The sequence below is a fragment of the Parabacteroides sp. AM58-2XD genome, assembly GCF_003463685.1.
GTDB lineage: Bacteria > Bacteroidota > Bacteroidia > Bacteroidales > Tannerellaceae > Parabacteroides > Parabacteroides segnis.
This window is the reverse complement of sequence record NZ_QSDP01000019.1, coordinates 55,217-68,494: the sequence shown is the minus strand read 5'-3', so window position 1 is coordinate 68,494 and position 13,278 is coordinate 55,217. Positions and strand designations below refer to the sequence as shown.

The following is a 13,278-nucleotide window of genomic DNA, read 5'->3' as shown; positions in this document are numbered from 1 at the left end:
ACCTGTTACAAGGCTTGTTTTATTGACTGGCTTTAACACACCCCCTGCCCCCTCTCAAGAGGGGAGCCAGTTACAACCGGTCACTAAACAGATAGCTCAATTATTTCTAATTCCAAACCATCATTTCAAAATACCTTTTATCCGCTCTAACTCTTCATCGGTGAAAACGGTATTACGCAATGCTTTCAGATTATCCAGCAGCTGTTCAACGGAACTAGCTCCGACAAGGACACTGGTTACACGGTCGTCTTTCAGCAACCATGCCAAAGCCATTTCAGCCAATGTCTGTCCACGTTCCATTGCCAATTCATGTAGCTGACGAATCTTATTTATCTTATCATCCGTCACCTGTTCCCGTTGCAAATGGCCGGTCGACTTAGCAGCTCTTGAATTTTCAGGTATTCCATGCAGATATTTATTGGTAAGCATTCCCTGTGCCAAAGGAGAGAAAGCAATCATGCCGACACCTTTTTCTTGCAGCAAAGGCAGCAAATCCGGCTCCGTCCACCGATCGAACATAGAATAACGGGCCTGATGGATCAGGCAAGGAACGCGATGTTCTTTCAATACAGCCAACGCCTTCTCCGTCTGTTCCGCATTATAATTTGAGATACCTACATACAGCGCTTTCCCCTGGCGAACGATATCTGCCAAAGCCCCCATCGTCTCTTCTATCGGCGTTTCCGGATCAGGACGATGGGAATAGAAGATATCCACATAGTCCAATCCCATCCGTTTCAGACTTTGGTCAAGACTTGCCATCAGATACTTACGACTTCCCCAGTTTCCGTACGGCCCCGGCCACATATCATAACCGGCCTTAGTCGAAATAAGAAGTTCGTCGCGGTAAACTCCCAAACCTTTTTTCAGAATCCGGCCAAAATTCTCTTCTGCCGAACCATAGACCGGGCCGTAATTATTTGCCAGGTCAAAATGGGTAATGCCGTTATCGAAAGCCGTATAAGCTATCTTTACAAAATTATTGAAGACATCCACACTTCCGAAGTTATGCCATAACCCCAAAGAAATGGCCGGTAACAAAATACCACTACGCCCGCAACGACGATATGTCATGCCGGCATATCTGTTTTCATCTGCTGTATATATACTTTCCATGGTTTGTTTTTATTTCCTACAAATGTAAGTAAAATCACCATAAAATAATCATCTTCTTTGCTTCCGTTGCCTCCTTTGAATTATTAGTGCTTATCGCAGCCCTGTAAATATAAACTCCGGGACGGACATGAGTTCCTGAATTATTTCTCAAATCCCAATCTATCACATAATCTTTGAATAATTCGGACGAACCAGTCTCCTCATGTTTCCAATGCAGCCGGCCTGCAATGTCGTAGACCATGATACCGACTTTCATCTGGGATTCGGGACGGTTGTGTGTAAGATGGAATTCAACATTGCCTTTTGCCGGTGTCGGAGTTGCGACAACATTGGTGATGAAAGGTTTCAAGCTCTCATCTACTTCGAACCGGAACGTGTAAGTTGTTGGATTTCCCATGACATCCCAAACTTTAAAGACAGCCTCATGCATTCCCGCACTTAATTGCGGAATACCGAATTTCACTTCACCTTCTCCTTTCCGGCCAAATATATTGTCATAGTAAGAATTCAGATTATAGCTGGTAAAAGGTTTATTATCTATCATAAGCATCACATCATGCCCGACACCGCCTTCTGTTATATCCACCCCCGTCTGATCCCACAACCGGGCATAGAAAAACGGAGTCGTATTTACTTTGTCACCACTCACAAATGTCGAATCGTTCAAATAAAGTTTTACTATTTCAGGACCTTCGTGATCGTCCAAAGGATCATCAGAAGTGCCTTGTACCTTATAATTCGTAAAGTTACCTTTTGCTTCTATTTTCTGCTCACTATCCGAAGCATACAGAATCATCTTTCCGGCCTTACCGGAATAAGAAATATTGCCCGGGACATAAAAAGAGAAGCTGAATTTGCCGTTCTGAACTTGGGTTGAACCTTTATAAACAAGGTTTTTATAATCCGTATATTTAAAAGCAGTATCATTTCTGAAGTTATTCCGCGTCGTAATTTCGATTTTACTATCCATCACTTTCACTTCCAGCTTTCCGTTGAAATTATCAATTACCGAATTGTCCGGAGCTAATATCTCTCCCTCTACAGTCACTTCATCATAAGCTCTGAAATTAGTTGAATTCTGAACCGCATCTTTTCCATTAATCGTATTAATACGTATTTTATGGGAAGGCAAAATCAACTTTAAAGCAGGATCACCAATAAAGGTGAAATTCAGGTTTTTCGATCCTAATGATTTATTTTCAGACTTAACGCTTCTGACCACATCACCCAAAGCCGGATACAAGCTTTGATCGAATAACTTCCCTAGAAAACTATTATTTATTCTATCATTCTCAGAACCGTAAGCCACTCGAACAGTTGTATACAATGCTATGCCTCCACTTTTTTCATTTAGAAAAATGCTCTCTCCTGCCGACGTCGCCAGTGCATCAAAACGACAAAAATCACATGTCGCCGTAATCCATAATGGTAATTTGGGATAGGAGAATTTATCTATCATCGGTTGTGTAAGAACATTCTCATCAGACCACGAAGTCGTGCTTCCATGCCCAGTATAATTAATCAGCATCAATCCCTCTCTTAACTTCTTATTCATTTCGTCTGTTACAACCGAATATGAATTTGAACTAGAATAGTCTTTGGCATAATTATCAAAAAACAATCGACTTGCCAGAACATCCGGAGCTTTATCTTCAACCGTTTGAGCTGCTCCATTTGCATATTTCATATGATCATTCGCTTTTTTGATTGCTTTATCCGCATTACTTCCATCATCTGCCACAAAACAAGTTTCACTTTTCCAAATGCCCAGCTCTTCATTATTCATATAACGAATAACCTTATTGACCATCTTCCGGGCATCCGAAACCGAACGGATAGGGAAACGCCCTATCCCTATATCCACCGGACACGATTCTACACTTTTCCCATTAGAAGCATCATCCAGAAAACCAAAATAATCATCTGTCACATAAGATTCTTCATTTAACGAATTTTCTGACTGAAAGGTAAGCAAGAAGTTCTCTCTCTCCTTCTCACTCATCTTGCTCCATGATTCCGTAACAAAACGGTTATCGTAAGCACCATCTCCGAAAAGCAACAAGTATTTCGGACGTTCCTCTTTTGATGCCGCTTTATCATACAACATTTTCATAAACCTTCTATAGGCTGTTGCGTCGGGAGTTCCACTTGAAAATTCATTATATATTTCTTCCGGTGTTACCACTTCTACACGTAAACCATCTTGTGTTTCATGTGCTTCTTCAATCTCTCCGCTTCTTTTCGTAAAGTAGACGGAGAGATAATAATCATATCTTTATTCGACCAGCCATGAAGGTTCCTGCACTCAACCGCCCCTTTACTGACAGGGACAGGAAAATCCGTGCGATCAGTCCTTATCAAAACAAATTCTCTCAATGAATTACTTTCCGGAATAGTAAAAGACATTGTAGAGCCGGTCAGTTCTGTTTCTATTATTTTACAGTTTGCAGGATCTGTTATATCCATAACCATACAGGCTGAATTAGCGCCTTCTATTACAAATCGGGATGCATGATTCCGGGATTTAAAGGAACGGAAAAATGTATATGGTTCATTGTAAGTTTTCAATTGACGTTTGACATTCAAACGAATATAATCGACATAACCATCAACGCTCGGTTTTTCCTGTTTGTTATATTCCAATTTAACACTCAATTTATCACCAGACTTATAAGCATACTGTACTGTAAAATATACTTCTTGACCTTTCACATACGCTTCGTTTTTTCCATCCGACGTTATAGGGACACTTCCACCTACCTGGCCATTCAATACCACATTATTAGATACTTTCGTGAGTGCTACAAACCTGCACTCAGCATTAATATCACCTTCTATAATACCTAACGCGTCCGGATCCCCAAAATCATTAAAGACTTGTCCCGTCTTGGATAACTTCTCAAACAATCGTCTTCCCGATAAATTAATAGAAACCAACTCTTTTTCATGCAGCAAATAGTCATCAAAAGTTTCTATTCTTTCACTGCTCGTTTTATCACTACTTTTAATTTGCTCCGGGACTTTAACTTCTGCCCCGTCCGTCAGAAAATAATAGCTGTATTCAGAATAAGGGTTATTGGTGTGGACAAAAACTTTTTTCTTGTCATTGTTACTATATTTCACTTCCTTATACTCCCATTTCGTCGTTCCCCGCCCATAAAAAAGGATATAATCATCCTTTCTCAGCACTGGGACAGCAGGCAGATCATCCACATAAGGTTTTGTGAAATCTTCTTCCAAAGGCCAGCCGCCATATCCATAGACAGCAACTTTCGAAGGATCGTCAAATCCCATCTTCTTCAATTCAGAATAAGTGAGTTTGTAGATTCCATCCTGCTCTATCCGTATTTTCACCCAGTTTCCTTTGCTCAATACAGAGTTATCCGCATACCGTTCACCGGCCTTTACCGAGAGCGAAAAACAGAGGCAAAGCAAAGTCGCGATACCACTTATCAGAAATGATCTTGTTTCGTGTAGTTCCATATTTTCAACTATTCAATGATCTTTTAACGCTTTCTGTTTTGTTTTATTATAAAAGAGCGTGAGAATCAAAAAATAAGTTCATTAACTTTGCTGAAACGGAAAATAACATAAACAAATAAATCTGATGAAGAAAACAGTATCGAATAATCAGCTCACCATTCAGGTGTCGTCACATGGAGCCGAACTAAGCAGCATCGTTGCCAACGCAACCGGTAAGGAATATTTATGGCAGGCTGATCCAACCTTCTGGAAACGCCATTCGCCGGTACTTTTCCCTATCGTAGGTAGTTTATGGAACAACGAATATCGCCATAACGGAAAGACTTACAAGTTATCACAACACGGTTTTGCACGAGATCAGGAATTTAAACTGATAAAAGAGACTGATACGGAATTGCGGTTTCAACTACAGGATAATGAGGATACATTACAATTATATCCTTTCCCCTTTTGTCTGGAGATAGGATACAAACTGGCCGGAAACCAGATAGAAGTCTTATGGACAGTGAAAAATACCGGAGACGAGGAACTGCATTTCCAGATTGGAGCACATCCGGCCTTTTATTATCCTGATTATGATAAAGACAGCTGCTTAAGAGGCTTCTTTGCCTTCGACCGGCATGAGGGACTTTCCTACAAACTCATTCAGGAAAAAGGTTGTATCGGAGACAAGGAATATCCGCTTTCACTTGACAAGGAAGGATTATTGCCACTGGATATACATACTTTCGATAAGGATGCATTAGTACTTGAAAACAGCCAGGTAAAGCGGGTGGATTTACTGAAACAGGACGGCGGTTCTTATCTGACGGTATATTTCACAGCGCCTGTTGTCGGCCTTTGGTCGCCTCCCTCAAAGAATGCACCCTTCGTATGCATTGAACCCTGGTATGGCCGTTGCGACCGTGTTAACTACACCGGGGAATATAAAGACAGAGACTGGATGCAACATTTACAGCCGGGAGAGACGTTTGATGCGTCCTATATTATAGAGATACATGGATAGGAATAATGATCTATCTGTTTATAGTACGGGAGTAACCAATTCCCCTCTTGAGAGGGGATAAGGGGTGTGTTAAAGCTAGTTATAAGGCAAAACTATAACACACCCCCTTCCCCCTCTCAAGAGGGGAGCCAGGTACAACCGGTCAATAATCGGATAGTTCAAATCTGTCAAATATTGTCTTTATTTCAATCCCCTGTTCTTCAACAACGGTTCCGTGTTCGGTTCTTTGCCACGGAAATTTTTATACATATCCATTGCGTCGTCGATACCGCCAGGGGTAAGAACGTATTCACGGAATTTAGTAGCTACTTCCTGGTTGAAGATATCTCCGGTTTCCTTATAAGCCTGGTAAGCATCTGCATCCAGGACTTCGGCCCAGATGTAACTATAATAACCGGCTGTATATCCGCCGCCCATCGTGTGATTGAAATAAGTAGTGCGATAACGGGAAGGTATCTGTTTCAATAGTCCGCGTTCACCCAGAACAGTTTCTTCAAACTTCATGACATCTGCACCCTCATGTACTTCCTTCAATACATGGAAATCCATATCGAGTAAAGAAGCGGCCAGATATTCAGTCGTAGCAAAGCCCTGTCCGTACTTTCCGCTCTTATCCAACTTTTCAATCAGTTCGGCCGGAATCACTTCGTTTGTCTCATAATGTTTCGCATATTCTTTCAGTAACTCAGGTTCGAACACCCAATGCTCCATCACCTGTGAAGGCAGTTCGACGAAATCGCGGGGAACACCCGATACACCATAATAATGTACGTCCTTAAACAAGTTATGCAAACCGTGTCCGAACTCATGGAATAATGTTTCCGCTTCATCCGCACTCAACAAAGCAGGTTGCCCCGGAGCCGGCTGAGAGAAATTACATACAATCGTTACGACCGGTCCCTGACGTTTACCGTCTTTATAAGTCTGCGAACGATAGGTTCCGCACCATGCACCGCCGCGTTTGCTGGCTCTCGGGAAGAAGTCCATATAAAGAACACCCAGATGCGTGCCGTTTTTATCCTTACATTCGAAAGCCTGTGCATCCGGATGAGGCAACGGTATTTCCTTGATGGGTGTAAAGGTAATACCATATAATTTATTAGCTAACAGGAAAGCACCGTCACGCACATTCTCCAGTTTCAGATACGGGCGAACCTGGTTTTCATCCAAATCGAACTTAGCCTTCTTCGCTTTTTCGAAATAATAACGCCAGTCCCAACCTTCCGCTTCGAAGTTGCCGCCTTCCTTTTTTATTTCGGCATTGATATCAGCCAGTTCTTCTTTCGCTTTTACCAGGGCAGGTTTCCATATTTCGTCCAACAAAGCATATACTTTATCCGACGTTTTCGCCATACGGTCTTCCAGGACGAAAGAGGCATAATCGTCATATCCCATCAACTTCGCTTTTTCCAGGCGAAGCGTAACCAGTTTAAGCACGACATCTTTGTTATCGGCATCATTGCCATTATTTCCACGGTTGATATAACCTTTGAAAATCTTTTCACGCAACGCACGGTTATCGGCATATTGCAGGAAAGGCATCACGCTCGGATTATGCAAAGTGAAAAGCCATTTGCCTTCCAACCCTGCTGCACGGGCAGCAACCTCCGCATTCAGTATCAGGCTTTCGGGCAGGCCGGCAAGGTCGTCTTTATTCTCAATAACCAATTGGAAAGCGTTTGTTTCCTTCAACATATTCTGTCCGAATGTCAACTGAAGCATGGATATCTCACTGTTCAGTTCACGTAAACGGGCTTGTTGCTCTGCATCCAGGTTCGCACCGCCGCGGACAAAACTCTTATAGGTTTCTTCCAGCAACTTCTTCTGTTCCTTATTCAGGTTCAGAGATTCCCGATTATCATACACGGTCTTTACACGGGCAAACAAATCTTTGTTCAAGCGGATATCATCACTGTTCTTTGATAATAACGGAGACAACTCACGGCTTAACGCCTGCATCTCATCATTTGTGTTGGCACTGTTCAGTCCGCTGAAAACGGCATTGACTTTACGCAACAGGTTACCGCTCTGGTCAAGGGCAACAATCGTATTCTCAAAATCGGGAGCAGCCGTCTGACCGACAATATCATCTACTTCCTTTTGTTGTTGCGCAATCGCCTCCTTAAAAGCAGGCATATAATCATCCAGTTCGATTTTATCGAAAGGAGGAACTCCGAACGGAGTAGTGAACTCCGTTAGTAAAATATCCCCTGGAGCTAAGATTTCAGACTTTTTCTCCGGCGAACTGCAAGCACTAAGTGCAACAGCTATGCCGGCTGTCATAATCATTTTCTTCATATTGTTCTGTTTAAGCATGTTACATGCGCAAAGATAATAAAAAAATCTTATTTTAACCCCCTGTTCTTTAGCAACGGCTCAATACCCGGCTCTTTGCCACGGAAGTTTTTATACATAACCATTGCATCATCGATACCACCCGGGGTAAGGACATATTTACGGAATTTGGAAGCAACCTCGGGGTTGAAGATATCGCCGGTTTCTTTGTAAGCCTCGAAAGCATCGGCATCCAGCACTTCTGCCCAGATGTAGCTGTAATATCCGGCAGTATAACCACCTTCCATCGTATGGCCGAAATAAGTAGTACGGTAGCGCGGAGGTATCTGGCGGATTAATCCGCGTTTGTTCATCGCTTCAGCTTCAAAGGCTTCGATATCCATGCCGGGCTGCTGTTCTTTCAAGGTATGATAATCCATATCCAACAAGGAAGCGGCCAGATATTCGACCGTAGCAAAGCCCTGTCCGTATTTGCTGCTTTTCACAATCTTGTCAACCAGTTCCTGCGGAATCACTTCTCCTGTCTGATAATGTTTGGCATATACTTTCAACACTTCCGGTTCGAACACCCAATGTTCCATTACCTGCGAAGGCAATTCCACAAAGTCGCGGGGAACACCGGCTACTCCGATATAATGAACATCAGCAAACAACCCATGCAACGCATGACCGAACTCATGGAAGACGGTTTCTGCCTCATCCGCACTCAGCAATGCGGGTTGTCCGGCAGCCGGTTTACTGAAATTAAATACGGTGGTAACGACCGGCAGCACCTTCTTTCCATCTTTATAACTCTGATCACGGTATCCGCCACACCAGGCACCGCCACCTTTACCCGGACGAGTATAGAAATCCATATAAAGGACACCCAGTGAAGAACCATCCTTATCCTTACATTCGAAAGCAAAAGCATCCGGGTCCGGCTTCGGTATATCCCTGATTTCCGTAAAAGTTATTCCATACAACTTATTCGCTACATAAAAAGCACCTTCACGCACATGGTTCAGTTCCAGATAAGGGCGGACTTCGTTTTCATCCATATTGAATTTTGCCTGGCGGGCTTTATCTGCATAATAACGCCAATCCCAACCTTCGGCTTCGAAGTTACCACCTTCCTTCTTTATTTCGGCATTGATATCGGCCAGTTCTTCCTTCGCTTTTTTCAGCGCCGGAGTCCAAATCTGGTCAAGCAGGTTATACACATTCTTCTCGTTCTTTGCCATGTTCTCATCCAGCACAAAAGCGGCAAAGTCTTCATAACCCAGCAGTTTGGCCTTATCCAAGCGGGCGGCTACTAGTTCTTTGACAACGTTCTTATTGTCATTCCCGTTGCTATTGTTTCCACGGTTGATATACGCCTTGAATATCTTTTCCCGTAACGCACGGTTATCGGCATATTGCAGGAAAGGCATCACGCTCGGATTGTGAAGCGTGAAAATCCATTTGCCTTCCATTGAATCGGCAGCGGCAGTTTCGGCGGCAGCGGCAATCAACGATTCGGGAAGTCCGGCCAAATCCTCTTTGTTATCCACAACCAGTTTGAAGGCATTCGTTTCTTTCAGTACGTTCTGTCCGAAAGTCAGCTCCAGAACAGATATCTTTTCATTCAGTTCACGCAACCGGGCTTGCTTGTCAGCGTCGAGATTGGCTCCGCCACGTACGAAACCTTTGTAGGTTTCCTCCAGCAATTTCTTCCGTTCCTTATTCAGATTCATTGAAGCCTGCTTGTCGTACACTGCCTTTACACGGGTAAAGAGAGCCGGATTCAGGCTGATATCATCCGAATGGGCGGAAAGAACCAGATACAACTCCTGCTCCAGAGCTTGTATTTCGTCGGTCGTATTCACACTCGACTGGCCGCTGAAAGCATACATCACTTTAGTCAACAATTCACCTGAGCGGTCAAAGGCGACAATCGTATTCTCGAACGTCGGTTCTTCCGGGTTATTGACAATAGCGTCGATTTCCTTTTTCTGTTCTTCCATCCCTTTCTCAAAGGCCGGCTTGTAATGAGCCACTTCTATCTTGTCGAAAGGAGGAACGCCGAACGGAGTTGTATATTCCGTAAAGAACGGATTGGGTGCGACATCGGCCACATCGCTTTTCTTCGAGGAGTTGCAGGCTCCTAAAACTACTGCCAGACTGGCAGCCATAAACGCTTTATTCATAACTGTTATATTGTAAGAATTAATTTATATCCACATTATTTATAGAATCAGACACGCAAAGATAGGTAAGTTTTATTTTACTTTGTTCCCCTAACATTATAAATAGATTAGCCATGAACAGAATATGTAAATTGTTTGGTATTAAATATCCTATTATACAAGGTGGAATGGTTTGGTGCAGCGGCTGGCGGCTGGCTTCGGCGGTGAGCAATGCCGGAGGACTCGGATTGTTGGGAGCCGGCTCCATGCACCCCGAAGTATTACGCGAACATATCCGGAAATGCCGGGCTGCCACCGACAAACCTTTCGGGGTTAATGTACCTTTGATGTATCCGGAAATCGAAAGCCTGATGAACCTGATGGTCGAAGAGGGAGTAAAAATCGTTTTCACCTCTGCGGGAAGTCCAAAGAAATGGACTCCGTTCCTGAAAGAACACGGCATAACGGTCGTCCATGTGGTGAGCAGTTCCCTGTTTGCCGTCAAATGTGAGGAAGCCGGTGTGGATGCGATTGTAGCCGAAGGTTTCGAAGCCGGAGGACATAACGGACGGGAAGAAACAACCACACTTTGCCTGATTCCCGCCGTACGCCGTGCCACTTCCCTCCCGCTCATGGCGGCCGGAGGAATTGGAACCGGTGATGCCATGCTGGCCACTTTTGCTCTCGGGGCCGAAGGTGTACAGGTTGGAACACGTTTCGCACTGACCGCCGAAAGTTCCGCCCATGAAAACTTCAAGCAGCTCTGCCTCAGCCTCAACGAAGGCGACACGAAGCTGTTGCTGAAAAAGCTCGCTCCCACCCGCCTGGTGAAAGGCGGTTTCACAACTGCCGTAGAGGAAGCCGAAGCACGGGGCGCATCGGTCGAAGAAATGCGTGCCTTATTAGGTAAAGGCAGAGCCAAGAAGGGCATGTTCGAAGGCAATCTGGAAGAAGGAGAACTGGAAATCGGACAAGTCGCCGCCCTGTTCAGGAAAGAAGAGACGGTTGCCGAAGTGATGGAAGAAATTATTACCAGTTACCGGCAGTCTATCAGCCGGTTAAAGGACGAGTCCGGGACTTTCTGATTCCCGCCTATAGAGTCGTTCCAGTTTCCTTAGGAGGAAACGCGCGTTTCCTGCCTGGGAAACTGTAGTTCCCTCCGCAGGAAATTGTAGTTTCCTGGGCAGGGAACTGGAGTTTCCTAAACACGAAACTACGAGGAAACTGTAATCAACTCACAATCAATCAATAGAACCTTTTCTACGGGAAGCAGTTTTTTATAGTATTTCGCTTTTAGAATAAAACCTCTCCCCTCCTTTTCTTATAATCGCCGGGAGTGATTCCGTAGTGCTTTTTGAATACCCGGCAAAAGTAGGCGTCATCTGTGAATCCCAGCTCGTAAGCTATTTCCTTTATGGTATATTTATCATTGATTAATAGTTGTAGAGAGGCATTCATCCGTAATAAAGCGATATAATTGTTCGGAGTCGTATTCAGCAGCTTTGTAAATATCTTATGAAAGTAATTCGGAGATAAACAACACAAATCGGCAAGCATTTTCAGATTCATCGACTCCGTAAAATGCTTATTGATATACCGTACTGCCGGTTGCAAACGTTGTATATTATAGGTTTGTTCATTCTCGTCCAAAGGATATCGCTCAAAAATACGTATGATAAAGGCTTGTATAAACGTCTGGAGCTTCAGTAATTCAAAAGTATATTTATAGCATGAAGCCGCACTCTGAGATTGCAATTGTTCTATATCCGGCATGAGTACATTTTGTCCCTTTGCAACGTCAGGCAGTTCCACAACAAGCGGCAAAGACAATAACCCCTGATAAACAACCAAATCTTTCGGTATAAAATGCAACCAGTGAGTAGAAAATGAAGAATTACAGTATTGACGGGTCAGTTTATTGCCATTAATAAAATAAGTCTTATCCTTCTGCAAAGTAAATTCCTGCTGTTCATCGCAAATACGGACCTCTCCTTCTGTTAACTGGTAGATTTTAAAACAATTATCCACCTCTGTCCGCTTTTTATTCCATGAAACGCTTCCTGTATAAAAGCCTCCGGTAAGAATCTCGTATGTCTGGGATAAATAAATCATATAAAATATGCATTATGATAAGATTGTACAAATATAAAGTTTTTTTTTGCAAGATTGCCGCCACACAAATAGCTAAGTTTGTCCAAACTTTAAATCAGAATAACATGAATACATTTTTTACAAGCCTTTTAGGGCTATGCTTGTTGGCTGCCACCTCTTGCCAGTCGACAAAACCGTCTATCAGCAAGGAGGTTATTCCTAACGATGTCAGAGCACAAGAGATGAAGGATATGAAATTCGGTATGTTCATTTGTTGGTCTTTAAGTACTTTCTCCGGAAAAGAATGGACCGGAGAAGAACTGCCTGTCGAATTTTTCCGTGCTACGGAATGCGACACGGACCAATGGGCCAGAACCGCGAAAGAAGCAGGCATGAATTATATCTATTTCCTGACCAAACATCATGACGGCTTCTGTTTGTGGGATACGAAGACTACCGATTTCAAGATTACAAATGCCCCGCTGGGAAAGGACGTAATGGCAATGCTTCGCAAATCGTGTGACAAATACGGTATAAAACTGGGGATTTATTTCTCGGAAGGCGATTGGAACTGGCCGGAAGCCGAACGCGGAAAAGGAGGTCGTGGCGGTAATAATCCGGAAGTTAAGAAGGCTCAATTGAAAGAGTTGCTGACAGAATACGGTCCCATAGAACTTATCTGGTTTGACCATGCAACGGGCGACGGCGGACTTTCGCATGCAGAGACAACCCGTTGGGTCCACCAGTTCCAACCGAATTGTTTTGTAGGCTATAACCACGGAGAACCATCCGGACGTTTATGTCTGCGGGAAATGGGAAAACCCGGACGATTGGGTGACAGCGAAGCCAGTAAGTACAATAAGGAACAGGAAGCTAATTATAACGGATACCTGGTTGCCGAATTTACCTATCCTCTCCTTCCGCCGCATCAAGGTGGTGCCATGTGGTTCTATTCTCTGCCCAAGCACGATAATTTGTGTCACCCGGCTTCCAAAATATATGAAGATTACCTGAAAGCCGTAGAGTATGAAAATATATTTTCCGTCAATATAGGTCCCGATTACAAAGGCCGTATTCGTGATATAGATGTGAAAACGTTGCAAGAAGTAGGGACGATGATTAAAGAAAATAATAAATAAC

General features: G+C 43.5%; 9 protein-coding genes. 3 read left to right on the top strand and 6 right to left on the bottom strand.

Features of this window, described 5'->3' with window-relative positions:
* Window positions 1-120: 120 nt before the first annotated feature.
* From mgrA to DXA15_RS26070, 3 genes are read right to left on the bottom strand one after another with little or no spacing between them, the layout of a single operon-like run.
* Complete coding sequence (gene mgrA / locus DXA15_RS06710) at window positions 121-1,116, bottom strand: L-glyceraldehyde 3-phosphate reductase (RefSeq protein WP_128133515.1); 996 nt, start codon at window positions 1,114-1,116, stop codon at window positions 121-123.
* Window positions 1,117-1,150: 34 nt separating this feature from the next.
* Window positions 1,151-3,301, bottom strand: a complete 2,151-nt coding sequence (gene porU / locus DXA15_RS26075) for a type IX secretion system sortase PorU (RefSeq protein ID WP_233566932.1) — start codon at window positions 3,299-3,301, stop codon at window positions 1,151-1,153.
* Between the two features lie 2 nt (window positions 3,302-3,303).
* Window positions 3,304-4,599, bottom strand: a complete 1,296-nt coding sequence (locus DXA15_RS26070) for a hypothetical protein (RefSeq protein WP_233566930.1) — start codon at window positions 4,597-4,599, stop codon at window positions 3,304-3,306.
* Window positions 4,600-4,723: 124 nt separating this feature from the next.
* Between DXA15_RS26070 and DXA15_RS06700 the strand changes: the two genes are divergently transcribed.
* Window positions 4,724-5,605 (top strand): aldose 1-epimerase family protein, encoded by an 882-nt coding sequence (locus DXA15_RS06700; protein ID WP_128133514.1) that lies wholly within the window; start codon window positions 4,724-4,726, stop codon window positions 5,603-5,605.
* Between the two features lie 180 nt (window positions 5,606-5,785).
* On the opposite strand, the gene DXA15_RS06695 is transcribed toward DXA15_RS06700, so the two are convergent.
* Entirely contained in the window at window positions 5,786-7,903 is a 2,118-nt protein-coding gene (locus DXA15_RS06695) for a M3 family metallopeptidase (protein WP_128133513.1), read from the bottom strand.
* A gap of 47 nt (window positions 7,904-7,950) precedes the next feature.
* Entirely contained in the window at window positions 7,951-10,068 is a 2,118-nt protein-coding gene (locus tag DXA15_RS06690) for a M3 family metallopeptidase (RefSeq protein ID WP_128133512.1), read from the bottom strand.
* A gap of 113 nt (window positions 10,069-10,181) precedes the next feature.
* On the opposite strand from DXA15_RS06690, the gene DXA15_RS06685 reads away from it, so the two are divergent.
* On the top strand, window positions 10,182-11,132 hold the full coding sequence (locus DXA15_RS06685) for a nitronate monooxygenase family protein (RefSeq protein ID WP_128133511.1): 951 nt from the start codon (window positions 10,182-10,184) through the stop codon (window positions 11,130-11,132).
* A 208-nt stretch (window positions 11,133-11,340) separates the two neighbouring features.
* On the opposite strand, the gene DXA15_RS06680 is transcribed toward DXA15_RS06685, so the two are convergent.
* On the bottom strand, window positions 11,341-12,159 hold the full coding sequence (locus DXA15_RS06680; protein WP_128133510.1) for an AraC family transcriptional regulator: 819 nt from the start codon (window positions 12,157-12,159) through the stop codon (window positions 11,341-11,343).
* A 104-nt stretch (window positions 12,160-12,263) separates the two neighbouring features.
* Between DXA15_RS06680 and DXA15_RS06675 the strand changes: the two genes are divergently transcribed.
* Complete coding sequence (locus DXA15_RS06675; protein WP_158579641.1) at window positions 12,264-13,277, top strand: alpha-L-fucosidase; 1,014 nt, start codon at window positions 12,264-12,266, stop codon at window positions 13,275-13,277.
* Window position 13,278 lies beyond the last annotated feature (1 nt).